This window comes from Paraburkholderia phenazinium (assembly GCF_900141745.1).
GTDB classification, from domain to species: Bacteria; Pseudomonadota; Gammaproteobacteria; order Burkholderiales; family Burkholderiaceae; genus Paraburkholderia; species Paraburkholderia phenazinium_B.
Map to the genome: position 1 here is coordinate 1,179,300 of NZ_FSRM01000002.1, position 25,883 is coordinate 1,205,182.

The 25,883-nt window shown below is 61.4% G+C and carries 17 protein-coding genes; 5 read left to right on the forward strand and 12 right to left on the reverse strand.

Annotated features, from left to right (window positions below):
• Positions 1 to 9: 9 nt before the first annotated feature.
• Positions 10 to 6,138: an alpha-2-macroglobulin gene (locus BUS06_RS25440; RefSeq protein ID WP_074267170.1), complete on the forward strand. Its 6,129-nt coding sequence runs from the start codon at positions 10 to 12 to the stop codon at positions 6,136 to 6,138.
• An 86-nt stretch (positions 6,139 to 6,224) separates the two neighbouring features.
• A complete protein-coding gene (pbpC, locus tag BUS06_RS25445; RefSeq protein ID WP_254368955.1) occupies positions 6,225 to 8,627 on the forward strand; it encodes a penicillin-binding protein 1C in 2,403 nt (800 codons plus the stop codon).
• A 27-nt stretch (positions 8,628 to 8,654) separates the two neighbouring features.
• Here pbpC and BUS06_RS25450 read toward each other — a convergent pair whose 3' ends face one another.
• The 10 genes from BUS06_RS25450 to BUS06_RS25495 form a co-directional block, all read right to left on the reverse strand.
• Positions 8,655 to 9,878, reverse strand: a complete 1,224-nt coding sequence (locus tag BUS06_RS25450; RefSeq protein WP_074267171.1) for a dienelactone hydrolase family protein — start codon at positions 9,876 to 9,878, stop codon at positions 8,655 to 8,657.
• A 94-nt stretch (positions 9,879 to 9,972) separates the two neighbouring features.
• Positions 9,973 to 11,610: an AMP-binding protein gene (locus BUS06_RS25455; RefSeq protein WP_074267172.1), complete on the reverse strand. Its 1,638-nt coding sequence runs from the start codon at positions 11,608 to 11,610 to the stop codon at positions 9,973 to 9,975.
• Between the two features lie 17 nt (positions 11,611 to 11,627).
• Entirely contained in the window at positions 11,628 to 12,032 is a 405-nt protein-coding gene (locus tag BUS06_RS25460) for a RidA family protein (RefSeq protein WP_074267173.1), read from the reverse strand.
• Positions 12,029 to 12,472: an acyl-CoA thioesterase gene (locus tag BUS06_RS25465; RefSeq protein ID WP_074267174.1), complete on the reverse strand. Its 444-nt coding sequence runs from the start codon at positions 12,470 to 12,472 to the stop codon at positions 12,029 to 12,031. The genes BUS06_RS25460 and BUS06_RS25465 overlap by 4 nt, the downstream gene beginning before the upstream one ends.
• Entirely contained in the window at positions 12,469 to 13,683 is a 1,215-nt protein-coding gene (locus BUS06_RS25470) for an acyl-CoA dehydrogenase family protein (protein ID WP_074267175.1), read from the reverse strand. Before BUS06_RS25470 ends, BUS06_RS25465 begins: the two co-directional genes overlap by 4 nt.
• A gap of 1 nt (position 13,684) precedes the next feature.
• Positions 13,685 to 14,536 (reverse strand): enoyl-CoA hydratase family protein, encoded by an 852-nt coding sequence (locus BUS06_RS25475; protein ID WP_074267176.1) that lies wholly within the window; start codon positions 14,534 to 14,536, stop codon positions 13,685 to 13,687.
• A gap of 26 nt (positions 14,537 to 14,562) precedes the next feature.
• Positions 14,563 to 15,123 carry a MarR family winged helix-turn-helix transcriptional regulator gene (locus BUS06_RS25480; protein ID WP_074267177.1) on the reverse strand — a complete coding sequence of 187 codons (561 nt, stop codon included), beginning with the start codon at positions 15,121 to 15,123 and terminating at the stop codon, positions 14,563 to 14,565.
• Positions 15,120 to 15,911 carry an SDR family NAD(P)-dependent oxidoreductase gene (locus BUS06_RS25485; RefSeq protein WP_074267178.1) on the reverse strand — a complete coding sequence of 264 codons (792 nt, stop codon included), beginning with the start codon at positions 15,909 to 15,911 and terminating at the stop codon, positions 15,120 to 15,122. Before BUS06_RS25485 ends, BUS06_RS25480 begins: the two co-directional genes overlap by 4 nt.
• Positions 15,908 to 18,283 (reverse strand): bifunctional salicylyl-CoA 5-hydroxylase/oxidoreductase, encoded by a 2,376-nt coding sequence (locus BUS06_RS25490; protein ID WP_074267179.1) that lies wholly within the window; start codon positions 18,281 to 18,283, stop codon positions 15,908 to 15,910. Before BUS06_RS25490 ends, BUS06_RS25485 begins: the two co-directional genes overlap by 4 nt.
• Before the next feature lie 155 nt (positions 18,284 to 18,438).
• The gene (locus tag BUS06_RS25495) at positions 18,439 to 19,194 is read right to left on the reverse strand and encodes an SDR family oxidoreductase (protein WP_074267180.1); all 756 of its coding nucleotides are present in this window, start codon (positions 19,192 to 19,194) and stop codon (positions 18,439 to 18,441) included.
• 114 nt (positions 19,195 to 19,308) lie between these two features.
• On the opposite strand from BUS06_RS25495, the gene BUS06_RS25500 reads away from it, so the two are divergent.
• The 3 genes from BUS06_RS25500 (at position 19,309) to BUS06_RS25510 (ending at position 22,894) form a co-directional block, all read left to right on the forward strand.
• Positions 19,309 to 20,214, forward strand: a complete 906-nt coding sequence (locus BUS06_RS25500; RefSeq protein WP_254368956.1) for a LysR family transcriptional regulator — start codon at positions 19,309 to 19,311, stop codon at positions 20,212 to 20,214.
• A gap of 182 nt (positions 20,215 to 20,396) precedes the next feature.
• Positions 20,397 to 22,367 carry an aspartyl protease family protein gene (locus tag BUS06_RS25505; protein ID WP_083611593.1) on the forward strand — a complete coding sequence of 657 codons (1,971 nt, stop codon included), beginning with the start codon at positions 20,397 to 20,399 and terminating at the stop codon, positions 22,365 to 22,367.
• A gap of 137 nt (positions 22,368 to 22,504) precedes the next feature.
• Positions 22,505 to 22,894 (forward strand): surface-adhesin E family protein, encoded by a 390-nt coding sequence (locus tag BUS06_RS25510; RefSeq protein ID WP_074267183.1) that lies wholly within the window; start codon positions 22,505 to 22,507, stop codon positions 22,892 to 22,894.
• 89 nt (positions 22,895 to 22,983) lie between these two features.
• On the opposite strand, the gene BUS06_RS25515 is transcribed toward BUS06_RS25510, so the two are convergent.
• Positions 22,984 to 24,645: a thiamine pyrophosphate-binding protein gene (locus BUS06_RS25515; RefSeq protein WP_074267184.1), complete on the reverse strand. Its 1,662-nt coding sequence runs from the start codon at positions 24,643 to 24,645 to the stop codon at positions 22,984 to 22,986.
• Positions 24,638 to 25,879 carry an MFS transporter gene (locus tag BUS06_RS25520; protein ID WP_074267185.1) on the reverse strand — a complete coding sequence of 414 codons (1,242 nt, stop codon included), beginning with the start codon at positions 25,877 to 25,879 and terminating at the stop codon, positions 24,638 to 24,640. The genes BUS06_RS25515 and BUS06_RS25520 overlap by 8 nt, the downstream gene beginning before the upstream one ends.
• Positions 25,880 to 25,883 lie beyond the last annotated feature (4 nt).

Below are 25,883 nucleotides of genomic sequence, written 5' to 3' on the forward strand. Positions count from 1 at the left end.
GAGGGAAGCATGGATATTCTGCGATTTCTGTTCGTTCTGCCGCTGCGTCTGGTGCGCGGCCTGTTCCGCCTCATCGCGAAGATTACGCGGCCGGTCTTCGGCAGTGTCTCGTGGTCGGCTCCCGCATGGGCGCCGGCCACGGGCGCCGCGATCCGGCGCCGCCCCCGGCACTTCGCTGGCGGCTTGCTCGGCGCCATCGTGCTGGTGGTCGCGGCAGTGGCCGGCTGGCATTGGTATTCGCATCGTCCGAAAGCCCCTGAACCGGAACGGATTAGCTTCCAGGCCAAGGTGCCCGCTGTCACGGATTATGTGCAGGCGGATGGCACGCCCAAGATTACGATTCATCCGCTGGAAGTGGACTTCTCGCGCTCGGCTGCGCCGATCGAACTGGTCGGCAAGACAGTCACCAAAGGCATCACCATGACGCCGGCGCTGAAGGGCGAGTGGAGCTGGGCGGACGATCGCACGCTGCGCTTCGTGCCCGCGGCGGACTGGCCGGTCGGTGCGCATATCGAACTGGCGTTCGATATCAAGCAGGCGTTCGCCCCGCACGTGCTGATGGCCGATGACCATCTGGCCTTCGACATCGCACCGTTCATCGCCAAGGCGGGTGCCGCCGAGTTCTATCAGGATCCGCAAAACGCGGCGGCGAAAAAGACCATCATGCCGGTGAGCTTCAACTACCCGGTCGACACGGCGCAATTCGAAAAGCGCATCTCGCTGGCGCTCGCCGGTAGCGACGGCAAGTTCAACACGCCGCTCAAATTCACCGTGATCTACGACACGGCCAAACTGAACGCGTGGGTCCACTCGCAGCCGCTCGACCTGCCGCGCGACGACGGCGCGGTGCAACTCACGCTCGATAGCGGCGTGCGCAGCTCGCGCGGCGGTGCGGGCACCAAAGACCCTTTGAAGTCGGTGGTGCGGGTGCCGGGTCTTTATAGTCTCGCCGTCAACAGTGTGACTCCGACGCTGGTCGACAACGACCGCTACGAACCGGAGCAGGTGCTCGTTACCGAACTCAGCGGCGCCGTGCGCGGCAGCGATATGAGCGGCGTGATCAAGGCCTGGGTGCTGCCCAAACGCAAGCCGGACGTGGACCAGAAGGACGACGATCCGCCGTATGAGTGGGACCCCGCGGACGTGAGCGAGAGTGTATTGCGTCAGTCGCAGCCGCTCAAACTCGAACTGGTGCCGACGGAAAACGAATTCGCAGAGCTGCAAAGCTTCAAGTTCCACGCCGACCCGGGACAGCGCGTCTATGTGCGGATTGCTTCCGGGCTGAAGTCGTTCGGCGGTTACATGCTCGGCAAGCCTTCGGTTCAGGCCTTCACGGTGCCCGACTATCCGAAGCTGTTGCACTTCATGGCGGATGGCTCGCTGTTGTCGTTGAGCGGCAGCAAGCGGATCTCCGTGGTGTCGCGCAATCTGCCCGGCATGAAGGTGGAGATCGGTCGCGTATTGCCGGACCAGTTGCAGCATCTGGTGAGCTTCAATCAAGGTACCTATACCAAGCCGGAGCTCGGCTACAACTTCAGCGAGGATCATATCGTCGATCGCTTCGAGGAGAAGCGGGCGTTTCCGAAGGCGGGTCCGGGTCAGGCGCATTACGAAGGAGTGGACCTCGGTCAATATCTGAAGGACGGCAAGCGCGGCGTGTTCCTGCTGCATCTGTCAGCCTACGATCCGGTCGCCGAGAAGAAGGCGGCTGAAAAAGCTGCCAAGGAAAAGAGTCAAGATTCCAGCGGCGACGCCAGTTCGAGTGACGACTCCGGCAATGACAACGGCGACGTCAACAGCGACTCGAGCGACGACAGCAGCAACGGCGACGACCAGTCGCCGACCGATACGCGCATGATCGTGGTCACGGATCTGGGCATGCTCGTCAAGCGCGCGCTCGACGGCAGCCAGGATGTGTTCGTGCAGTCGATCCACACCGGGCAACCGGTGGCTGGTGCGACGGTGTCGGTGCTGGCGCTCAACGGTCAGACGCTGTACACCCAGGACACCACCGCCGATGGCATGGTGCACTTCCCGACCTTCAAGGGACTGGACCACGAGAAGCGGCCGACGCTATACGTCGTGAAGAAGGACGATGACCTGTCGTTCCTGCCGGTGGGCGGCCAGGACCGCCAGCTCGACTTCTCGCGCTTCGACGTGGGCGGCGAGCGCAATCCGACCAGCGAAGGTCAACTGTCTGCCTATCTGTTCTCGGACCGCGGCATTTACCGGCCGGGCGATCTGTTCCATATCGGCCTGATCGTGCGCGCGGCGAGCTGGGCGCGTAGCCCGGGCGGCGTGCCGTTGCAGGCCGAGATCGTCGATCCGCGCGGCATTACGGTTCAGCGCATGCCGATTAGCGTCGACAACTCCGGCTTTAGCGAGCTGGCGTATACGCCTTCCGAAACGGCGCCGACCGGCGCGTGGACGGTGAACCTGTATATCGTCAAGGATGGCAAGGCGACGGATCAGCCGATCGGCTCGACCACGGTGCAAGTGAAGGAGTTTCTGCCGGACCGCATGAAGGTCGAGGCCAAGCTCTCGTCGCAGGTGGCCGAAGGGTGGGTCAAGCCGGATCAGTTGAAGGGTATCGTCGACGCGCAGAATCTGTTCGGCACGCCGGCGGCTGACCGGCGCGTCGAGGCTTCATTGACGCTGCGTCCGGTATGGCCGGAATTCCGCAGCTGGCAGGACTATCATTTCTTCGACGTCCGACGCGCCCAGGAGGGTTACACCACCAATCTGCAGGACGGCAAGACCGACGACAAGGGACACGCCGAGTTCGATCTCGACCTCAAGAAATACGCAGATGCAACTTATCAGCTGTATTTTCTGACCAAAGCGTATGAGGCGGACGGTGGCCGCAGCGTGGCCGCGAACGTGCAGACGCTGGTGTCTAGCGACGACTGGCTGGTCGGCTACAAGTCGGTCGACGATCTCTCCTACGTGAAGCGCAGCAGTCCGCGTACGGTGCATCTGGTCGCGATCAATCCGCAGGCCAAATCGATCGATCTGAAGGACCTGAAGGCGCAACTGGTCGAGCGGCGCTATGTGTCGGTGCTGACCAAGCAGGATTCGGGCGTCTACAAGTACGACTCGCGTCTGAAGGAAGTGCCGATCAGCGAAAATCCGCTGACGATTCCGGCTGCGGGTCTCGACTACACGCTGCCGACCGACAAGCCGGGCAACTACGCGCTGATTATCCGGAGTGCTGATCGAACGGAAGTGAATCGCGTCGAATATTCGGTGGCGGGCGACGCCAACGTGTCGCGTTCGCTGGACCGCAACGCGGAGTTGCAGATCAACCTGAGCAAGCATGACTATGCCCAGGGTGAGCCGGTGGAGATCGCGATTCGCGCGCCGTATGCGGGTAGCGGTTTGATTACGATCGAACGCGACAAGGTCTACGCGCACGCGTGGTTCCATGCCGACACCACCAGCTCCGTGCAACACATCACCGTGCCGCCGGGCTTCGAGGGCAACGGCTATATCAACGTGCAGTACATCCGCGATCCGTCGTCGGACGAGATTTTCATGAGCCCGCTGAGCTATGGTGTCGTGCCGTTCTCGGTGAACATGGACGCGCGCCGTAACGCGCTCACGCTCGATGCGCCGCCGCTGGTCAAGCCAGGACAGACGGCGACGTTCAAGCTGCACGCGGCGCATCCGACGAAGGTCGTGGTGTTCGCGGTGGACGAAGGCATCCTGCAGGTCGCCCGCTATAAGCTCGGGGATCCGCTGAAGTTCTTCTTCCGCAAGCGCATGCTTGAAGTGGGCACCTCGCAGATTCTCGATCTGATCTTGCCGGACTTCGAGAAGCTGATGGCGATGGCGGCGCCCGGCGGCGATGCGGACGATGCTATCGGCAGTCAGCTCAACCCGTTCAAGCGCAAACGCGACAAGCCGGTGGTGTATTGGTCGGGGATCGTCGATGTGGATGGCGAGAAGGACGTCAGCTACACCGTGCCCGATTACTTCAACGGCAAGCTGCGGGTGATGGCGGTGTCGGTATCGCCGGATCTGGTGGGCACTGTTGAAGCGGCCACCACGGTACGCGGCGACTTCGTGCTGTCGCCGAACGTGCCCAATATGCTCGCGCCTGGAGACGAAGCCGAGGTTAGCGTGGGTGTGGCGAACAATCTCACGGGCCTCGGCGACAAGCCGGTACCTGTGACGGTGACGCTGAAGACCGGCCCGCAGCTGAAGGTGCTCGGCAATGCTTCGCAGAACCTGAGCCTCGCGCAGATGCATGAGGGCGTGGCGCTGTTCCGCGTCAAGGCGACCGATACGCTGGGCTCGGGCAACCTCACTTTTACGGCGAGCTACGCAGGCAAGTCGGCGGCGCAGAGCCTCGATCTGTCTGTGCGGCCGGCTGCTGCGTATCGATCGCAGGTCGATATCGCCCGCGTCGGCGCTAACAGCAACACGGATCTGCCAGGCTTGCGCAAGATGTACGACGCGTATGCATCGCGCGATGCGAGCATCTCTACGGTGCCGGTGGTGTTGTCGGAAGGTTTGACGTCGTGGCTCGTCAACGTGCAGAACTATTGCAGCGAGCAGATCGTCAGTGCGGCGATGCCGCGGCTGATTGCGTCGAAGTGGCCGTCGGTACCTGCACTGACGCACGCGCTGCAACCCGCCAACGGCGACCCGCAAGTCACCAACGACCAGGCGCTGGCGCAAGCGCTCGACGTGCTGCGTACGCGTCAAAATAGTCAAGGCGGGTTTGGACTGTGGTCAGCGACACCAGATGCTGAGCCGTTTATATCGGCGTACGCGATGCAATTCCTCCTGGAGGCGCGCGATCGGGGTGTCGCAGTGCCGGGCGACGTGCTCGACGCAGGCAACCAGTATCTGCATCAACTCGCGAGCGACGACAGTCTGGATTCGCTCGACTTGCTGCGCCAGCGCGCCTATGCGGTCTACTTGCTGACTCGCCAGGGGAATGTGACGACCAACGATCTGGCAGCGGTGCAGAAACGCTTGCAGGAAGCGTTCCCGAACGACTGGAAGAACGATCTTGCTGCTGCGTGGCTTGCTGCGTCCTATGAACTGCTCAAGCAGGACAAGGAGGCGAACACGCTGATCGCAGGTCCGCAGCGCGAACTGGAACGCAAGCAGGATCCCGCAAAGTTCGAGTATGGTTACTACACTGATCCGCTGACGCGCGATGCGAGCGTGCTGTATCTCCTGTCGAAGTACTTCCCTGACCGGGCGAAGGGACTGTCGCCGCAGGTGATGGAGAACATCGCCGGGCCGCTGGCGCGCAATCAGTTCAATACGTTGTCGTCGTCCATGACGGTGCTCGCGCTCGATGCGTACGGCAGTTTGAACGCAACCGGTGTCGACAAGCTGGCGATCGACGAGGTCCACGCCGACGGCAGCGTCAAGGCGATCTCGACGCTGCAGGGCAACCTGTTGCAATCGGGTAGCTGGAGTGCGGCGGCTACGAAGCTGCGTTTCGTCAACGGCAGCAGCTTGCCGGCGTGGCGGGTCAGCAGTCAGACGGGCTACGACCGTGGCGTGCCGGACAAGGCGATCAAGAATGGTCTCGAGATCGTGCGCGACTACACCGATACCAACGGCAAACCGCTCGACAAGATCACACTGGGCGAGGAGATCGAGGTTCACGTGAAGATTCGCGCGACGGGCGACGAGGGCGTGGGTAACGTGGCGATTGTCGATCTGCTGCCGGGCGGTTTTGAGCCGGTCATCGAGCCTCCGCCTGCTGCGGATAGCCAGACAGACGACAGTAACGCGCAGAGTGGCCAGGGCGATCAGTCCAGCCAGGGGAATCAAGGCGACCAGGCCAACCAGGGCGATAACAACAGCAGCGACAGCGACAACAACAACGGCGACAATAACAGTGACAGCAGCGACGCGAAGGCTGCGCCGTACCGCTCGCCGATCGGTCTGTCGAGCTCGACCTGGCAGCCCGAGTACGCGGATATCCGCGAAGACCGCGTCGTGATCTACGGAACCGCGACGCCGGACGTCAAGGAGTTCGTATATCGCATCAAGGCCAGCAATGCCGGCACCTTCATCGTGCCGCCGGCTTTCGGCGAGTCGATGTACGATCGCCGGATCCAGGCCCGTTCGCCAGGAGGCGCTACGCTAACGGTGGTACGCACACCGTAATCCCGCGGCCACACGTCTGAAGCGAAAGCCCATGACGTGTGGCCCGGCAAGCGACGCTGTTCCAGCTTTCTGCGAATCTCATCATCGTGTCTTTACTTCGTTCCTTGCTGCATGCGTGTGGCCGCTGGCTGCACCGCTGGCAGAACTGGCTGGTCGGCGCGCTGCTCGTCGTGGGCGTGCTGGCGGGTTGCCGTCTCTGGCCGCATCCTTCGCTGCAGGGATGGAAACCGTCCTCCACTGCCTTCTACGACGACCACGGCCGCCTGTTGCGTTTGACGCTGGCGAGCGACGATCGCTATCGCCTGTGGGTGCCGCTCAAGGATATGTCGCCGCAACTGGTTGACGCAGTGCTGTTGCACGAAGACCGCTGGTATCGCTGGCACCCCGGTTTCAATCCGTACGGCCTCGCGCGCGGCGCGTGGGTGACCTACGTGCGGCACGGCAACCCGCAGGGTGGCTCGACCATCACCATGCAACTGGCGCGCTCGCTATGGCAACTGAATACGCGCACGCCATGGGGCAAGCTGAAGCAGGTGGGGCGCGCGATCCAGCTCGAGCTGTTCTATTCCAAGCAGCAGATTCTCGAGGCGTATCTGAACGATGCGCCGTATGGCCGAAACGTCGAGGGGGCCGGCGCGGCCAGCATCGCGTATTTCAACAAGCCGGTGGGCGCGTTGAGCTTGCCGGAAGCATTGACGCTGGCAGTGATTCCGCAGGACCCGGCGCGCCGTTTGCCGCGTGTGCCGACGCGAGGGCCGGCGGGTGCCGATGGCGTGATCAACCCGCAGCTCACGACTTCACGCAACCGCCTGTACGCGCGTTGGCTGGCGGGCCATCCGCAGGATGCTTCGCTCAAACCGCTGTTTGCGTTGCCATTGAATATCCGGCCGTTGTCGCGCCTGCCGTTCGAGGCGCCGCATGCAGTGGAGCAACTGCTGGCGGCGCGACAGATCGACGGCGAAGATCACGAATCGCGTCTGCGGACGACGATCGACCTGGATCTGCAGCACACCCTCGAGCGGCAGATTACCCGCTACGTTGCACGTAACAACGGGATCGGGATTCGCAACGCGTCCGCCATGCTGGTGGATACGCGCGACATGGGCATCAAGGCGATGGTTGGTTCGGCTGATTATTTCAACCGCTCGATACAAGGTCAGGTGAACGGAACGTTGGCACGGCGCTCGCCGGGGTCGACGCTCAAACCGTTTATCTATGCACTTGGCTTCGACCAGGGCGTGCTGCATCCACAGACCGTGCTGCGGGACGTGCCAACCTCGTTCGGCCCGTACACGCCGGAGAATTTCGACGGCCATTTCCTCGGGCCGATTACCGCAACCGATGCACTGAACCGCAGCCGCAATATTCCGGCGGTTTGGGTGGCGTCGCAATTGCATCAGCCTGATCTGTATCAGTTCCTGCAGCAGGCCGGCATTGGGCATCTGGCGAGCGAGCAGCACTATGGGCTCGCGCTGGTGCTCGGCGGTGGCGAGGTGACCATGCAGGATCTGGCCGGCCTCTATGCGATGCTCGCCAATCGCGGCGAACTGAAACCGCTGCGCCTGCTCGCCAGCGATCCTCAGGTACCGGGTACGCGCATGCTGAGCGACGAGGCGAGCTTCATGGTCATGGATATGCTGCGTCAGCATCTGCGGCCGGACGAAACCACCGGGGCGCAACCATCGCATTTGCCGGTGTACTGGAAGACTGGCACGTCATGGGCGTTTCGCGATGCGTGGACCGCAGGCGTGTTTGGTCCTTATGTGCTGATCGTGTGGGTGGGCAATTTCGACAGCACGAGCAATCAGGCATTCGTTGGCGTGGATGCAGCTGCGCCGCTGTTTTTCCAGATCGTCGATGGGCTTGAAGCCGAACGTCCGCAGCTTGCCGAGCCATTCCGGCCCAGGCCGGGTAACGTCAAACGCGTGCAGATCTGCCTTGCCAGCGGCGAGCTGCCGAATCAATGGTGTCCAGAGAAGGGTTGGACGTGGTTTATTCCAGGCAAGTCGCCGATCCGCGTGAGCAATGTGCATCGTCCGGTGGTGATCGATGATGCGAGCGGTCTGCCGGCGTGCCCGCCTTATACGGGCAAGCGCACGCACGAAGAAGTGTATGAATTCTGGCCGTCCGATCTGCAGCAGGTTTTTGCGCAAGCAGGTATCCCGCGCCGCAAGCCACCGCAAAATCCGGAGTGCCGTAATGCGGGCACGCCGGATGGCGATCCGCCGCAGATCACTTCACCCGTGCGTGGCAGTGTCTATGCGATGCGTCTGAAACAGCTTGGCCAGGAGCGTATCGCCTTCAATGCCACCACGGATGCCGATGCGCATGCGCTGTACTGGTTCGTCAACGACGCGTATGTGGGCCGTAGCGATCCGGGCACGGCGCTTTACTGGCAACCGCGCACGGCGGGTAGTTACAGCGTGCGGGCGATCGACGATCATGGGCGGATCGATCAGCGCACGCTTGAGGTCGGGTTGGTGGATTGAGCGCGCTGCTTTTGCGCGCTATGCCCCTTACGCCTTTGCCTTCGCGCCCATGAGCTGATTCGACGGCAACGTCTCATCAAGCAGCTTGCGCGCGCTCTCGATACCCGCCACCGGCAGCCCTGCCGGATCGATCAGCCCCACCTGCACGAGTACCGACGCCTGATCCCAGTAGATATGCTCGTTGTACAGCTTGTCGCCGCGGAAGCACACCACAGCCAGCATCGGCACTTCGAAATACTTGCCGGTGGGCGCGACACCCGGCAGCAGCCAGTCGATCTCGCATGTATGCGTGCAGCTGAAAACGAATTCGTCGACGATGCGGTCCGCGCCGATCGTCCGTGATATCGGAATCAGCTTCGTATCCTCAGGGTTCGAATGAACGAAGTGATGCGTGTAGAAGCGCTTGAGGTTGTCGTGGCCTACGCCGCCCGTCATCGTCGGGACGTGATTGACGTACGGTTGTTCAACCATGGTCGGCATGACCGCGTCCACGTCGCGCGTCGCGAATTCGTAGTAGCAGTGCTGTTCCCACAGCGTATTCAGGTCGTACACCGGCCCCAGCACCTTGCGCAGCAGCGTGAGGGTGCGCGAGTACGCCATCATCGTGGCGGGCTTGTCGTAGCTTTTGCGTGAGGGATTGGCGAAGGCGTGATCGCATCCCACGTAGACGTATTGCTCGATCTGTGGCCGGGTCTTCAGTGTGCTGCTGATGCGCTCGCGAACCTCGGGCGGGCAGTGCGCATCCTGTTCGGGGAAGTGGAACACCATCGGACAGCGGATGGCCGGTACTTCGTCCAGGTAAGCTTCGAGCCCGGCGCCGTAATAACTGACTGCACAGTCGACGTCGGTGCGGGCTGCGCTTAGCATGGCGAGCTTGCCGCCCAGACAGTACCCGATTGTGCCGACCTTGCCTGCCTGCTCCGGCAGCGCGCGTAACGCGCCGATGGTTGCTTCGATGTCGCCTATCGCGCGGTCAATGTCGAAGCGTTGCAGGTAACCGAGCGCGGTTTGCATATCGGCATCGCCGTAGCCGAGCACGACGCCTGGCTGGATCCGCCAGAACAGGTCGGGCACCAGCACCACGTACCCCTCTTCTGCAAAGCGGTCGGCCATCGACTTCATAAAGTCGTTGATGCCGAAGATTTCCTGCAGCAGCACGAGTCCTGGCCCCGAGCCTTGCGCAGGACGCGCCACGTAAGCGTTGAAACGGCCGCCATCGTGGGCGGTGACTTCGATGAATGACGCGGACATGCCTGTCTCCTGTTGACCAGAGTTCGCGCTTCAGCGCGCTACATCGGTCCCATGCAACACGGTTGCGGAAGGAAGAACGTGAGGCTACATCGTATTACAGGGTGCGCAGAGCGAACCGTTTGAGCTTGCCCGTTTCGGTGCGCGGCAGTGAATCGACGAAAGCGATCAGACGCGGATACTTGTACGGCGCAACGCTATTCTTCACGAAATCCTGCAATTGCGCGACCAGATTGTCGTCTCCGGTATAGCCGGGATTGAGGACGATAAACGCTTTGACGACCTGTCCACGCGTTTCGTCCGGTGCACCGATTACGCCGCATTCCGCCACGGCATCGTGTTGCAGCAGCACGCTTTCCACTTCCGGACCGGAGATGTTATAGCCGGCGGAGACGATCATATCGTCGGCGCGTGCCTGGTAGAACACGTAACCGTCGGCGTCCAGATAGACAGAGTCGCCAGGCAGGTTCCAGCCGTCGCGCACGAACTTCGCTTGCCGTTCGTCGGCCAGATAGCGGCAACCGGTCGGTCCGCGCACGGCAAGCTTGCCGATGGTGCCGGGTGGCACGGGCTGCATGGCATCGTCGACGGCTTGCACGACATATCCGGGAACGGCGCGTCCGATTGCATGTGCCCGGGTCTCCGCGCCCGCGGCTGAAATGAAAATATGGATCAACTCGGTCCCGCCGATACCGTCGATCATTTCAATGCCGCTTGCCTCGCGCCATAGCCGCCGCGTCGAGTCGGGCAGCGCTTCGCCAGCGGAAACGGTCTTCTCGAGGCTCGAGATATCGAAGCGCGGTATCAGCGGCGCCATCTGCCGATAGAAGGTCGGCGCCGTGAACATGATCGTGGCGCGAAAGCGTTCGACGGTTTGCAGCAACGTCTCCGGTGTGAGCTTCTCGATCAGCACCGTAGAAGCGCCGACCCGAAGCGGGAAGCACAGCAGACCACCGAGTCCGAACGTGAAGGCCAGTGGGGGCGTGCCGCAGAACACGTCGCTGGCGATGGGCTTGAGTACGTGGCGCGGGAACAGGTCGCACATCATCAGGACGTCGCGATGAAAGTGCATGCAGCCTTTGGGTAAGCCTGTTGTGCCGCTGGTGAAGGCGATCAGGCAGACGTCGTCGCTTGCGGTATCGCAGGCGCTGAAGTGTTCTGGTTTGCTCGCGGCAAGTGTTTCCAGGGAGTCCGGAGCATCATCATGGAACAGGCGGATCTGCTGCAGATCCGGACAAAAATACTCGTCTTGTGGATTACGGCAACGCTCGAGTTCCTCGGTCAGACGTGTGTCGCACAAGGCGGCACTGATCTGCGCCTTATCGATGATCTGCTTGAGTTCCTTGGCGCGCAGCAGCGGCATCGTAGGCACCAGCACAAGTCCCGCCTTGAGCGCGGCCAACGCGGCGACTGCCATCTGCAAGGTATTCGGCCCGCGCAGCAAGACGCGGTTGCCCGGCTGCAGCCCCATCTCATCGACCAGCACATGTGCGCTGCGATTCGCCAGCGTAAGCAGTTCGCGATAGGTAGTCGCCTGAGGCACGCCGTTCATGTCCGACCAGATCGCGGGACGCTCGCCGTGACCAGCCTCGATCGTGCGGTCAAGCAACTCAGTCGCGCAGTTAAAACGCGCCGGGTACGCGATGTCGGGATTGTCGAGCAGAAACACCGGCCACTGATCCTGCGGCGGCAGATGATCGCGGGCAAAGGTATCGACGTGAGCTGACGGTTCCATGAGGTTCTCCCGGACGGTTAGCTGGCTTCGTGGGGGATCACTGCAGTGGCTTCGATTTCGACCTTGGCTTGGTCTTCGATCAGCGCGACGACCTGCACCGCGCTCATGGCGATGTCGTAATCGCCGATCAGCTCGCGAAACGCGCGGCCGATGTCCTTGAGCGCCGCAAGGTACTCGCTCTTGTCGGTCACATACCATGTCAGGCGCACCAGGTGTTCCGGCTTGCCACCGGCCTCGTTGAGCACGGCGACGATGTTACGCAAGGCTTGAATAGCCTGAGCCGCGAAGTCGTTTGACGTGAAGCGCGCCTCGGCATCCCAGCCGATCTGTCCGGCGATGAAGACTTGCGTCCCGACGGCCGCGACGCCGTTTGCATAGCCGCGCGGTTTGACCCAGCCGGCGGGAAGAAGAGGTTTTTTCATGAGCGTGGCTCGTCGATGAGGGCAGGCGGTGGAGCGAAGGACGCGAGAGCGCTCGCGATGTCGTCGGGAATATCGATGGACTGGCCGGTCTCGAGCGAAGTGGTTACCAGCACCTGATGCGCGCGAAAGCGCACTTCGTCATGGCAATGGCCAACAATGCCGATCCGGATCGAACGGCGGCCGATTGAGTTCACCGTCAACGTGAGCGTGACTGTCTCGCCCATGCGGCTGGGCCGCGAAAACTCGCAATCAAGCTTGACGATCGGCAGGCCGATGCGGCGCTGGCCGATCATATGTGCGTAGTCGATTTTCAGGCGCTCGGTGAACCAATCTTCCACCAGTGCATTCGTCAGCACGAGATATTGCGGAAAGAACACGATGCCGGCCGGATCGCAATGCGCGAAACGGATGCGTACGGGCATGTCGAACGTGGCGCTCATGGCTTGCTCTTGCTGTCCTGTTGGGCGGCAGCGTGTGCCTTCAGCAGGTCACGGCCCACGATCAGCTGCTGCACTTCGGTTGCGCCTTCGTAGATGCGTAAAGCGCGAATCTCGCGATAGAGCATTTCGACAGCGGTGCCGCTTTGCACACCCATACCGCCCCACAGCTGAACCGCTGCGTCGATCACTTGCTGCGCGCCTTCGCTGGCGTGCCACTTTGCCATTGCGGCTTCGCGTGTGACGCTTTCGCCCTGGTCACGCAACCAGGCTGCGCGATAGACGAGCAGGGCGCTGCTGTCGATGGTCAACGCCATCTGCGCGAGCTTCGCCTGGGTCAGCTGAAAATCGCCGAGCGTCTGGCCGAACATTTTGCGCGAGGCTGCACGCGTGAGACCCTCGGCCATGGCATGGCGCGCAAAGCCGAGCGATGCCGCTGCTACCGAGGTGCGGAAAATATCGAGCGTGCGCATGGCCAGTTTGAAACCTTCGCCGGGTTCGCCCAGCATCTGGCTGCGCGGCACGCGTGCGCCGGCAAAATGCAAACGCGCGAGCGGATGCGGTGCGATCACGTCGATGCGCTCGGCGATTTCAAGGCCCGGCGTATCGGCATCGACAATAAACGCGCTGATGCCGCGTGCGCCAGGCGCCTCGCCGGTTCTGGCAAACACCACATAAAAGTCGGCGATTCCACCGTTGGAAATCCAGGTCTTGTCGCCGTCGAGTACATAGGCGTCGCCATCTTCTCGCGCGGACAAAGCCATGGCTGCGACGTCCGAGCCTGCTTCCGGTTCCGACAGCGCGAATGCGGCAATGGCCGTGCCGTTCGCGACCCGCGGCAAATATCGCTGCTTTTGTTCGTGCGTGCCGCCGAGCGAGATCGCGCCCGAGCCGAGCCCTTGCATGGCAAGCGCGAAGTCGGCGAGACCAGAATGCCTGGCAAGCGTTTCGCGCAACAGGCAGACGGCGCGGGTGTCGATGGTGTCGCCGTGCCGACCATATGCAGTGCCGCCGACGCCGTATTTCAGCCAGCCCGCAGCACCCAGTTGGCGCACGAGACGACGGCAGGTTGCGTCGACATCGCCGCCGTGTTCCGCGTCAGCGAGATGCGTTCTGCACCACGCTTCGATGCCGGCCGCGAGTTCGCGATGACGGTCTTCGAAGAATGGCCACGCCAGCGCGCTATGGAGATCGGTCTTGCCGGAAGAGCTCAATTCAGTCTCCTTCGAACACAGGACGCGTCTTTGCCGCGAACGCGCGGTAAGCACGTTCGAAATCATGCGTGCTCATGCAGATGGCCTGCGCTTGCGCCTCGGATTCGATTGCTTCGTCGATGCTCATGCTCCATTCCTGGTGCAGCATCTTCTTGGTGATGCCGTGCGCGAAAGTCGGCCCGGCGACGAGCTCGGCGGCGAGGTTGGCGGCTTCGTCGAGCAGCGCATCGGGTTCGCACAGACGGTTATAGAAGCCCCAGGCGTAGCCTTCGTCACCGCTTGCCGAGCGGCCGGTGAACAGCAATTCCGACGCGCGTCCCTGACCGATGATGCGCGGCAGGATCGAGCACGCACCCATATCGCAGCCGGCCAGACCCACACGCGAAAACAGGAATGCGAGCTTGCTGCGCGCGGTGCCGAGACGCATATCGGATGCCATCGCGAGAATGGCCCCTGCACCCGCGCAGACGCCGTCGACGGCGGCGATCACAGGTTGCGGGCAGTGGCGCATCGCCTTCACGAGATCGCCGGTCATACGCGTGAACAGCAGCAACTCCGGCATCGGCAGATCGATCAGCGGCGCGATGATGTCGTGCACGTCGCCGCCTGAGCAGAAGTTGCCGCCCGAGCCGTGAATCACGACGGCCTTCACATCGGTTGCGTATGCCAGTTGGCGAAACAGGTCGCGCAACTCGGCATACGATTCGAAGGTCAGCGGGTTCTTGCGTTCGGGACGGTTCAACGTGATCGTCGCGACCTTCGCGTTCACCGACCAGCCGAAGTGTTTGGCTTCGTAGCCCGCCAGCGTTACGCGATTGCCATCTAGCAATGCGTCGACGTGGGATCGTGTCATGGATATCTCCTCCGGTTCGGTGCCGCTCAACCCTTGAGGTTGTCGAGCAGATGTTTCTTGAGCTTGCCCAGACGCTGATGCGTGCGCGACTTCTCATCGAGGCTGAGGCCGCCGAACATTTCGACGACCCATTGTTCATGTGCCACGGCCATGCGGTCGAACAGCTTGCGGCCTTCAGGTGTCAGGCGCACGCTGATCGAGCGGCGATCGTTTGGATCCGCATCGCGTACCACGAGGCGTTCCTGTTCGAGCTGATCGGTAATGCCGGTGACGTTGCCGCCTGTGACCATCAACCGGCGCGAGAGCTCGGTCATCTTCAGGCCTTCCGGATGACGTTCGAGTTGGGCCATCAGATCGAAGCGGGGCAGCGTGGTGTCGAATTCGCTGCGCAGGCGTTTACGTAGTTCGGCTTGCACGAGGTTGGTCGTGGTGAGCATGCGCAGCCATAGACGCAGGCCCATATGGCTGTCGACGCCCGTGCTCATTTCCATGTCGACGACGTTTTCCGCAGGCTTCGCGACGCCTTTGCGTACCGCGGGCTTTGCTTCTGCGGATGCCGCCTTTTTAGCGCTAGCTGCACGGGTCATGTGACTTCTCCCCCGGAGACGGAAATGGATTGACCGGTTATCGCTGCCGAGCCCGGCATGCATAGCCACAGGGCGGCGTTGGCGACTTCGTCCGGTGCGACAAAGCGTTGTTGCGGGTTATTGCGCAACAGGATGCTGCGTGCTTCTTTCTCGCTACGTGACGTCTTGCTGGTGATCTGGTCGAGCGAAGCGCGCAGCAGTTCGGTCTCGGTGTAGCCGGGGCAGACTGCGTTGACGGTGATGCCTTTGGTCGCGACTTCGAGTGCGAGCGAACGCGTCAGCCCGATCACACCATGCTTTGCCGCGCAATAAGCGGCGACGTAGGCGTAGCCGATCTGCCCAGCAGTGCTGGCGATATTGACGATGCGGCCATAGCCGCGCTCGAGCATGCCCGGCAGTACCGCGCGCGTGCAAAGGAATACGCCAGTGAGATTGACGTCGAGCATGCGCTGCCAGAGCGCCATGTCGGTCTGTGTGAACGGGGAGGCTTGCGCCTGGCCCGCGTTATTGATCAGGATGTCTACAGGACCGGCTTGCTCGAATGCGGCAATGACGGCAGCTTCCTGCGCCACGTCCAGCGTGATGCATGTGAGTTCGTCTGCTGCACCGCTTGGGCTTAGCGCAATTAACGCGTCCCGCTGCGCGGCTAGACGCGCAGCGTCGCGGCCCATCAACGTGACGCGCGCCCCGGCGCGCACCAGCGCCTCAGCGGTGGCAGCGCCGATGCCACTTCCGCCGCCGGTTACGACCGCGTGTTTTCCGGCCAGTCCGGAGAGTTCTGTGTTCACACCGTTCCTTCTGCGCGTTGTGCGCGTTCTTGCGGCGAGAGGCCTGCGTTTGCCGCGGCCTGAGCGCGCTCGCGCTCGAGATTGCGTTCGAGTTGCGACTTCGCTGCCGTGTATTGCTTGGGCCACATCACATCGAAATAGCCGATTTTTGCAGCTTCATTGAGCGTCCAGGAAGGATTCGCCAGATGCGGCCTTGCTATCGCGCACAGATCCGCGCGGCCGGCGGCGATGATGCTGTTCACGTGATCCGCTTCGGAGATCGCACCGACGGCGATTGTCGCAATACCGGCTTCGTTGCGGATGCGGTCGGCGAACGGCGTCTGGAACATGCGGCCGTAGACGGGCTTTTCTTCTTTGCTAACCTGGCCTGAAGATACGTCGATCATGTCCGCGCCTGCTGCCTTGAAAGCGCGGGCGATTTCTACCGCGTCGTCCGGCGTCGTGCCGCCGTCTACCCAGTCGTGAGCGGAAATGCGTACGGAGATAGGTTTGTCCTGCGGCCAGACTTTGCGGATCGCAGCGAACACTTCCAACGGATAACGCAGGCGGTTCTGCAGCGAGCCACCGTATTCGTCGCTACGCTGGTTGGTTAGCGGCGAGAGGAAGCTCGACAGGAAATAGCCGTGGGCGCAGTGCAGTTCGAGCCAGTCGAAGTCCGCGTCCGCGGCCATTTCCGTTGAGCGGACGAATTGCGCTTCGATTTCGCGCAGATCGTCGAGGCTTGCTTCGCGCGACCATTGGCTGACGCCGCGCAGATACTGTTGCGGCGAAGCCGACACGAGAGACCAGTTGCCGTCGGGCAGCGGCTGATCGATGCCCTCCCAACTCACACGTGTCGATGCTTTGGCGCCTGCATGCCCTAGCTGCATGCCGATCTTCGCATCCGACTGCCGATGTACGAGTTCAACGATGCGCTTCCACGCGGCGAGATGTTCCGGTGCGTACATGCCGGGGCATCCCGGCGTAATGCGCGCCTCAGGCGACACGCAGGTCATTTCCGTCATCACAAGTGCGGCGCCACCCATGGCGCGCGCGGCCAGATGCATGAGGTGATAGTCGCCGGCGACACCGTCGACGGCGGAGTACTGCGCCATCGGCGAGACCACCACACGGTTCTTGAGCGTCACGCCGCGCAGCTTGAACGGTGTGAACATTGGCGGGACGGAGGGTTTTGCTGGCGCGCGTTCTATACCGGAGCGTGATGCAAGCCAGTCTTCGAACCCGGACACGTAGCCCGCATCGCGCTCACGCAGATTTTCATGCGAGATGCGCTGTGAGCGCGTCAGCAGCGAATACGCGAACTGCTCCGGTTCGAACGCGGTATAGCGGTCGACGTGCTCGAACCACTCCGTCGAGTTACGTGCCGCGTTTTGAATGCGCAGCACGCCGACGCTGCGCACTTCGGTGTAGTGCTTGAGCGCGGCGGCCAGATCGCCGGGATGCGCGTCGATGCTGTTGGCGAGTTCAATCGAATCTTCCAGCGCGAGCTTGGTGCCCGAGCCGATTGAAAAGTGGGCCGTGTGGGCGGCGTCGCCCATCAGCACGACCGGTGTGTCCGGGGTGCCGTTGGCATTGCTGCGCCAGTGCACCCATTCCCGATTGACCACGCGTGGAAAGCGAATCCATTGCGATGAGCCGCGCAGATGCGCGGCGTTCGAGAGCAACGCATTGCCGTCCAGATACTTGGCGAACAGCTTCTCGCAGAAGGCGATGCTGTCTTCCTTGCTCATCTCGTCGAGGCCGGCAGCACGCCAGACGCGCTCCGGTGTTTCGACGATGAACGTGGAGGTCTGATCGTCGAACCGATAGGCATGGGCCTGAAACCAGCCCCATTCGGTTTCTTCGAAAGCGAACGTGAATGCTTCGAAAAGTTTTTTCGTGCCTAGCCAGACGAAGCGACAGTCGCGCATGTCGATGTCGGGCTGGTAGGTCGCGGCATACTTCTGACGAATGGCGCTGTTCGCGCCGTCGCAGGCGATGATCAGATCGGCCTCGTAAGCGGCGTCGTCCGTTACCTGGGTTTCGAACACGAGTTTGACGCCGAGTGCTTCGCACCGCGCTTGCAGGATATTCAACAGGCGCTTGCGGCCGATGCCGCAAAAGCCATGGCCGGACGAGCGGATCTTTTCGCCGCGGAAATTGATTTCGATGTCGTCCCAGTGATTGAAGGCGTCGAGTATGGCGTCCGCGCTGGGTGCGTCCGCTGCGCGGAGGTTGCCGAGCGTCTGGTCTGAGAACACCACGCCCCAGCCGAACGTGTCGTAGGGCCGGTTGCGTTCGATGACCGTGACCTCATGCGCCGGGTTGCGGCCCTTCATCAACAGCCCGAAGTACAGGCCGGCCGGTCCTCCTCCAATACAGACGATGCGCATGCTGATGCTCCAGTTGCAATCTGGAATGTAATTTAGTCCTCGATATTTTAGATGTCAAGTAAATCGTTGGGGAGATGACTGCAGGGGGAGGCCTGCAGAACTCATGTCCGGACCGCGGGCCCGCTTTCAAAAAACGCCCCGCGGTCTCGACGCACTCAAACCTGCGCCATGCCCCCGTCAACAAAGAATTCAGCGCCAGCGATGAAACTCGCTTCATCCGAGGCAAGGAAGAGTACCGCGTTGGCGATTTCCTCAGGGTTGCCAACGCGACCGAGAGGCACCTGTGCCGCCATGTGATCAAGAAGCCCCTGTTGCTGCGCTGGGTCATTGCCCGCAAGTTCGACAAGCCCCGGCGTCTTGATCGGCCCCGGGCTCACCACGTTGACACGGATACCGCGATCCTTGAGATCGAGCGTCCAGCTGCGAGCGAGATTGCGCACGGCGGCCTTCGATGCACTGTAGATGCTGAAAGCGGCTGTCCCGGTCGATCCCGTAACGGATCCCGCCAAAATAATGGACGCTCCATCCCGAAGCAGCGGAAGCGCCTTCTGGACCGTGAAGACAACCGCTTTCACGTTGCGTCCGAAGGTGTCGTCGTAGTGCTCTTCGGTGATCGATCCAAGCGGCAGCATCGAACCGCCGCCCGCGTTAGTGAAGAGCACATCGATATGAGAATGCTTTTGCTGAACCGCGTCGTACAGACGATCGATGTCTGCAAGCTTCGACATATCGGCACGCACACCGGTCACGCGGCCACCGATCTTTCTGGTCGCGGCATCCAGTTCCTGCTGGCGACGGCCGGTGATAAAAACCGAAGCCCCTTCGGCCGCGAATCGGGTGGCTGTCGCAAGGCCAATGCCACTGGTGCCGCCGGTTACAACCACGACCCTGCTATCAAATTTGCCAGTCATTTCAGTTCTCCTTGAGTTCCAGCGAACAGCTCGCTGCGTTGGAAACATCATGCCGGTGGGACAAAGTTAGCGGTAGACGGCTAAAATGGACATAATTGTTCCAAAAATGGGTCAATGAGCATGAAAGACGTCAACGACTACGTGCTTTTCGCGGAGGTGGTCACGCATGGCGGGTTTGCTGCGGCCAGTCGCGTTCTGCGCACGCCCAAGTCCACGGTCAGCAGGCGCATCGCCGCGTTAGAGCAACGGCTTGGGGTAAGGTTGATTGAGCGTTCGACCCGTCGGTTCAGGGTGACCGACGTTGGACAGACGTTCTACGAGCGCTGCCGGACCATCATGCTCGACGTGCAGCAGGCCGACGCGGTCGCTTCAGAGGCATTGGGCGAGCCGCAAGGCGTCGTGCGATGCAGCTGCCCGCTAGGACTGGTGGAAGTGCTATCGACGGCATTCTCATCGTTTCTGTCGCGTTTCCCAAAGGCCACGCTACAGGTGGTGGCGGCGGACCGTGCAGTTGACCTGATCGAAGAAAGGATCGACGTTGCGATTCGTGTGCGTGTGAAGCTCGATTCGGATGCGTCACTGATCATGCGCACGCTCGGCCATTCTTCGCGTATCCTGGTTGCCGCGCCGAAAATGGCCTCGCTGTGCGCGGGCGGCGACATTGCGATCCTGAACGAGGTGGCAACGCTCGCAACCACAGACCAGATGGGGGAAATTGTGTGGGAGTTTCGTGGTCCGAAGGATGAGTCCTTTGCGCTTCGACATCAACCCCGTATGACCTGTGTGGACTTCGCCGCACTGCGCGATGCCGCCGTTGCCGGACTTGGCGTGGCGCTATTGCCTGACCATGCCTGCCGTGACGCGCTTGATGACGGAAAGCTTGTCCACGTATTTCCGCATTGGACGACTCCGGTCGGCATCATTCATCTGGTTTTTACAACGCGCCGAGGCTTGCCACCCGCTGTGCGTTCGTTTATCGATCACCTGGCTTCGACCTTCAGTGATGGAACACCTCGGTGATAAAGTCCAAGCCGCTCCGGATTCAGAAGGCTTTGACCCATGGTGACCATTCGCGGTGGCGTGGTATCCGAAGAGCTATTGCCATTTGTATGGATTGCTAATAAAACGTAGAGAAAAATCGGCCGGTGGGATGGCAGAAAGAGCAGATTGATTTGTGATCCAGGTATATTGGTTCAGTTACGATGGCGGTTGCCTGGATTCCGCAAGCGATCATTTTTAAACCGCCCTTTTGTTATTGGTCCATGAATAGACGACTAGAGCATCCTTACTGCGAGGTTATGCGTTTCAAGGGTTTAATCGGAGTCGCCGCCTTGACGGCTGTTGTCCTTAGCCAGGCAGTTGCCGCTGCGCCAACCGACACACCCGCCGATCGTGCCGCTTCAGTTGTCGCTCAACTGCGGGATGCGTCTTCCGTCAATCACGCCACAGGTTGCGCAGCGCGTATTGCCGAGGGCGATATCGAATCCGGTGGGTTGAAAGGACGCTTCCTGATCGCGACGGATCCCGGTATGCAAACCGGCATCATCAAAACGACGAACCTGGGGCTCCTCGATTTTTCCATCGGCGTTACGAAAACGGGTGTCTGGGTTCAGGACGGAAATGCGACGATACGCGACGCCGATTTCCCAGGCTTCCGTACCGGCCTCGTGAGCGAGATCTACTGGGCAAGCGGCGGCCTTGCCAATGCATGCTGGCCTGCCGAGGTGCGATACGTTGGCGAGGAGCCACAAGGCGCAGACGTGGCGGACATTCTCGAAGTCGTGCCTCAAGGCGGCAAGGTCACGAAGGTATGGGTTTCGCGCGAGTCGCATTTGCCGCTCAAATGGACGCGCCGTGACGAACCGGCTGTGGCGACTACATCATACGCAGCGTATGGGAGCGGCACGTCGCACGGGATCCCCCTTGAGCAGACATTCGTCGATCGTGACGGCACGCGTTGGGTGTTGCATACGAAGCGAGTACGCCGGTCAGTCCCGCCGTCTGACGTGGCAGCCCTTTCTACAAAGCCTCAAACCCGCTTGACCGACTACGGAATCGACTCGGCAACCACTACAACCGTGCCGATGCGGATCGAAGGCCAGCTTTACGTCGATGTGTTCCTCGACGGCAAGGGGCCGTTCAACTTCATGGTCGATACAGGTGCTACGCTGCAGTTATCCTCGAAGACCATCGCCCAACTCGGTCTAAAAGCCTTAGGAGAAGGGAGCGACACCGACATCGATGGAAATGCTTTTGTTGAGCGTATTGTGAAGCTCCCGGAGTTTCGTCTTGGCGATGCTCACATACGTGGCTTGTATGCGAAGGAGGCTGATTTAGGCGGCGGCGCCAGCGGCGGACCCAGGCCGCTGGATGGCGTTATCGGCACCGAGCTATTGGACCGGTTCGTGACCACCTTCGACTATCCACACCATTCGCTGACGCTCGCACTTCACCCAAACCTGGGTGCTGCCGATGACGCGCGGTTTAGCATTCCGTTTATGCTGGACCACACCTTGCCGGTGACGACGGGTCAGATCAATGGCATACCCGCTCAATTCTGGATCGATACCGGGTTGAATACGGCAGTGGTTGTCAACGTGCCATTTGCTTTGTTTCATGCGGGACAGATGCCGAGCCGCAGGTATGATGGCGGGTCGATCCACGGTGCGTCCGGCAAGGGATCGCCTGTATTTCTGGGCCGGCTCGCATCAATCGAGGTCGGTCAGCTAACCGTACCGAAACCTGTCGCGCTGTTCCCTACTTTGAACGTGGGGCTGGTAAGCGACACAGAGACCGCTGGCGATCTCGGTGACGCTTTGTTCATGACGTCAGCTTTGACGTTCGACTATCAGGATCGCAAGGCGTGGGTCGTTCCCGACGCGACGGCGGCGCCCTCTGCGTCGAAAAACGTTCAAACCGGTATGAGAGTGGAAGTCGATTCGACCGGCGACGCCGTGGTCGGAGCGATTTACAAGGATTCGCCCGCGTGGGAGGCTGGACTCAGGAAGGGCGACCAGATCACAGCGATCGACGGGAATCCGGTGTCGCAGGATCTGGTGAATGCTACGAGGCGGAAGATCTCTTCCGGTGAACTGAAGTCGGTGCGGTTGTCGGTGCTTCGCGACAAGGCCAGCTTTGACGTCGTCGTGCGACCGCGCGATTACATCCAATGATCCGGACCACGCTCGGCGCACAGGCCCGCAGCGCGCCTCATGGCTCGTTAAATCACGTAACGCAGGGTAATCAAGCTCAAGATGCAATCGAAATCTGTCCGATCTACACTGATGCTCCTCTTAAAGTAGGACCGAAAATGCTCAAGAAAGGGGTAATCTGCGCCGCGCTGCTGTCCATGTCGATGACGGCATTGGCGGAGAACTGGAAGGTATTTCAATGGAACAACGATACTACGCTCAGGTACGACACCGAGTCGATCACGCATAAGGGCAAAATCACTGCCACGTGGGTTTCCGCCACTTACGCGCAGCCTGCCGTACGCCCTGGGTACAGTGTCCCGCTCACTAGGCAGGTCTCGCACTGGATCTTCAACTGCGCCGACAAGACGACTGCCATCGGCCAGGTCGTGTCTTACGGTGCAGACGGTAACCAGGTGGATTCAAACCCCGGCGATCCAAACGACTTCCGTAGCGTAACGCCGCACTCGGTTGCCGATGCGATGATGAACACGGTGTGCCCACGCTGAACCAGGCCTGGCAAAAACTGGCTAGACGTGTATCGCACAACGGGCGGCACAGCGGCTCGCCGCCGCCGCATCGCCCGTCGCTATAGCCGTCATTCAAGTCGCAGCGCAGGTGTGATCTGTCGTGGATCGGTACGCAACTCGAGCAAAGCGGGAATACCGGCCGCCTGCGCCCGAGCGAAAGCCGCGGGAAAATCCTCTGTACGCTCGACCACTTCACCGAAGGCCCCAAACGCGTGAGCCAGCGCGACGAACCCGGGATTCTGCAAGCTGGTGCTGGAGATTCGTCCAGGATACTCACGCTCCTGATGCATACGGATTGTTCCGAGCATGCCGTTATTCACCACGATCACGATAACAGCCGCGCCGTACTGTACCGCTGTCGCGAGTTCTTGCGGATACATCATGAAGCAACCGTCGCCGGCAAAGCACACTACCTGACGTTGCGGGTGCTTCAGCTTGGCGGCGACCGCCGCAGGCAACCCGTAACCCATCGCACCGCTAGTCGGCGCCAGTTCCGTTGCATGCCGGCGATAGCGATAGAAGCGATGAACCCACACGGTGTAGTTGCCCGCACCGTTGCTGACCAAAGCATCGTCAGGCAACACGTCGTTCAGATGGGCCACTACCTGCGCCAGATCCACACCGCTGTGGTCGGGGTGTGGCGGTTGCGGCGTCGAGTGCGCGAGGTAAGCGTCGCGTGCGGCCTGAGTCCACGCGGACCAGTTCACGTCGATACCGGGCAACGCGTCTAGCGCCTTCGCAAAGTGGCGCATGCCGGCATTGATGGCCAGCCGTGCCTGATACACCCGGCCCAGTTCGTTTGCATCGGCATGGACGTGAACCAGCTTTTGCTTCGGCACAGGGCTTTGCACCAGCGTATAGCCGCCGGAACTGACTTCGCTCAGGCGCGTGCCGACGGCGATCAGCAGGTCGGCCGCCTTGACGCGTTCAGCCAGTTGCGGCGAAATCCCGAGTCCGATCTGCCCTACGTAGTTGTCCGTACGATTATCGAGCAGATCCTGACGTCTGAACGAGGCCGCCACGGGCAATCCGTAGCGCCGCGCAAAGCCCAGCAAGTGCGCGCAGGCCTGCTCGTCCCAGCCGGATCCGCCTACCACCACCAGCGGCTGACGCGCTTCGCTGAACAGCGTCTGCAAGGCGTCCATGTCTTCGGCGGTGGGCGCGGCCTGGACCGCCTGCGAGGGATGGGCATCACCCACTACGCCTGAACCGAACAGGATATCTTCGGGTAGCGCGATCACCACCGGGCCTGGCCGTCCTGACATCGCGACACTGAAAGCGCGTGCCAGTACTTCGGGAATGCGCGCCAGGTCTTCAATCTCCGTCACCCACTTTGCGATGCCGCCGAACATGCGCCGATAGTCCACCTCCTGGAAGGCCTCGCGCCCCAGAAAGCCGCGTTCGACTTGCCCGACAAACAGAATCATCGGCGTCGAATCCTGGCTGGCGGTGTGCACCCCGATGCTGGCATGCGTCGCGCCTGGCCCGCGTGTCACAAAACAGATGCCCGGACGGCCCGTCAATTTGCCATAGGCATCGGCCATATTGGCAGCGGCCCCTTCGTGACGGGCCACATAGGTGCGGATTGCAGTCGCATCGCGCAGGGCATCGAGTACCGGCAGATAGCTCTCACCAGGCACACAATAGACGCTGTCCACACCATTGAGGACCAACGCGTCGACCAGGATGCGACCACCGGTTCGGCCAGGCTGCGGAGTCAAGTCAGACATGTAATTCAAGCTCCTTGTTGCGGGTTTCGGGCATGGCCAGCGCGGCGATAAAAACCACCGCGTACGCGGCGGCGGCCCAGGCGCCTATCGAAGCGCCCAGACCGTATCCGGCACTGGTGATGCCGACCGCAGCCGGCACCAGTGACCCGGACGCGCGGCCAAAGTTATAGGAGAAGCCCCCCGCGCTAGCGCGAATCTGCGCGGGAAACAGTTCGGAAAAGCAGGCGCCCATGCCGGAGACGATGCCCGACTGGAACATGCCGACCAGAAAGCCCAGGAGCAGCATGGTCAGGCCCATGACAGGCAGGTAGGTGTAGCTGAGAATCGCCAGCGTGGCGCCGAGTGCGGACAGCACGAACGTCCTGCGGCGTCCGAGCAGATCGCTCAGATAGGCCGCACCGACATAGCCGCAAAACGAGCCGAGGATATTGATCGCGAGGTAGGTCGTGGTGTTGCCCACCGACATGCTGTGCGTTTGCCGCAGATACGTCACCAGCCAGGTTAGGATCGTATAGTTCCCACCTAGCGCTCCAGCAGCCAGCATCGAAGCGGTCAAGGTGCGGCCAATCATATTGCGCGAAAACATCAGGCTGAGATTGGTGAAGATGCTGGTTTTCTCGCGCACGTCCGCGGTTGCCTTAAACGCTTCGGACTCCGGTACATTGCGGCGCATCCAGACCACGGAGAGGGCCGGCAGCACGCCGACAAGAAACAGCCAACGCCACGCCATTTCAGCAGGCAACAGGCTGAAGATGATGAAATAGGCGAGCGCAGCCAACGCATACCCGATGGGCCAGCCGGCCTGTACCGTGCCGACTGCACGTCCGCGAATGCGCTTGTCGACCGCTTCGCCGATCAATACCGCGCCCGCCGCCCATTCACCGCCGAATCCCAGTCCTTGCAGACTTCTCGTCAGCAGCAACTGGTGAAAGGAGTTCGTGAAAGCCGACAAGCCGGTAAACACGGCGAACCATACGATGGTGATCTGCAGCACCCGCACCCGGCCGATGCGGTCAGCCAACAGTCCTGCAATCACGCCGCCGACGGCCGACGTGATCAGGGCCGCTGTGCCGACGATACCCGCCTGCGATTTGGTCATGCCCCACACCGTGATCAACGTCGGAATCACGAAGGCAAATAATTGGACATCCATGGCGTCCAGCGCCCAACCCATCAGACATCCCCAGAACGTTTGCCGTTGCGGGCGAGTCATGCTGCGGTACCACGCTGTCATTGTG

Excerpts from the sequence above, each read along its gene's own strand:
- BUS06_RS25500 (WP_254368956.1), top strand. The coding sequence starts at position 19,309 with ATGAGCATGAAAGACGTCAACGACTACGTGCTTTTCGCGGAGGTGGTC.
- BUS06_RS25450 (WP_074267171.1), bottom strand. The coding sequence starts at position 9,878 with ATGTCCGCGTCATTCATCGAAGTCACCGCCCACGATGGCGGCCGTTTC.
- BUS06_RS25465 (WP_074267174.1), bottom strand. The coding sequence starts at position 12,472 with ATGAGCGCCACGTTCGACATGCCCGTACGCATCCGTTTCGCGCATTGC.
- BUS06_RS25455 (WP_074267172.1), bottom strand. The coding sequence starts at position 11,610 with ATGGAACCGTCAGCTCACGTCGATACCTTTGCCCGCGATCATCTGCCG.
- BUS06_RS25510 (WP_074267183.1), top strand. The coding sequence starts at position 22,505 with ATGCTCAAGAAAGGGGTAATCTGCGCCGCGCTGCTGTCCATGTCGATG.
- BUS06_RS25520 (WP_074267185.1), bottom strand. The coding sequence starts at position 25,879 with ATGACAGCGTGGTACCGCAGCATGACTCGCCCGCAACGGCAAACGTTC.
- BUS06_RS25440 (WP_074267170.1), top strand. The coding sequence starts at position 10 with ATGGATATTCTGCGATTTCTGTTCGTTCTGCCGCTGCGTCTGGTGCGC.
- BUS06_RS25495 (WP_074267180.1), bottom strand. The coding sequence starts at position 19,194 with ATGACTGGCAAATTTGATAGCAGGGTCGTGGTTGTAACCGGCGGCACC.
- BUS06_RS25515 (WP_074267184.1), bottom strand. The coding sequence starts at position 24,645 with ATGTCTGACTTGACTCCGCAGCCTGGCCGAACCGGTGGTCGCATCCTG.
- BUS06_RS25490 (WP_074267179.1), bottom strand. The coding sequence starts at position 18,283 with ATGCGCATCGTCTGTATTGGAGGAGGACCGGCCGGCCTGTACTTCGGG.
- BUS06_RS25505 (WP_083611593.1), top strand. The coding sequence starts at position 20,397 with ATGGCGGTTGCCTGGATTCCGCAAGCGATCATTTTTAAACCGCCCTTT.
- BUS06_RS25475 (WP_074267176.1), bottom strand. The coding sequence starts at position 14,536 with ATGACACGATCCCACGTCGACGCATTGCTAGATGGCAATCGCGTAACG.
- BUS06_RS25460 (WP_074267173.1), bottom strand. The coding sequence starts at position 12,032 with ATGAAAAAACCTCTTCTTCCCGCCGGCTGGGTCAAACCGCGCGGCTAT.
- BUS06_RS25480 (WP_074267177.1), bottom strand. The coding sequence starts at position 15,123 with ATGACCCGTGCAGCTAGCGCTAAAAAGGCGGCATCCGCAGAAGCAAAG.